The organism is Methylovorus sp. MM2, assembly GCF_001648895.1.
Taxonomy (GTDB): Bacteria; Pseudomonadota; Gammaproteobacteria; order Burkholderiales; family Methylophilaceae; genus MM1.
Genome location: NZ_LXUF01000012.1, coordinates 1 through 392, shown reverse-complemented (window position 1 = coordinate 392; position 392 = coordinate 1). Strand labels below are relative to the sequence as shown.

Below are 392 nucleotides of genomic sequence, written 5' to 3'. Positions count from 1 at the left end.
GGCGGCGCTACGCCGGCATGGCTTCGTCGATTGGCTGCGTCGCTACATCCCGACCGGCAACCTTGGGGCAGGCCCCCAGGTGCAGCAGACCTCGAACGCCTACCGCCTGGCGCTCCCGCCGGCGGCCGAGCGGCTGCTAGGCAGGGCAGGGGAGGACGCGCCCGTGCCCGAGGACCACGCGCACGCGATCGAGGCCCGCCGCGCGGAGAGACGGGCGCAGCTCGCCGGCACGGACCCCGAGGAGCGCAACGCCGCGCTGTTCGGTTCAGGCCCGCTGGCCGATGCCTTCAGCCGTATGGAACGGGTGCTTGAACAGAGGAATGAGCGTGAGTCCGCCAGGCGGTCTGAATCCAGGCACGAGTCTTAGAATCTTAAGGGAAGCGGAGTCGGCC

Annotated in this window: 1 pseudogene; it reads left to right on the top strand. The window is 70.4% G+C overall.

Going from position 1 to position 392, the window contains the following annotated elements:
• Positions 1-367, top strand: a pseudogene (locus A7981_RS10525) (helix-turn-helix domain-containing protein); the annotation flags it as partial.
• Between the last annotated feature and the right edge of the window lie 25 nt (positions 368-392).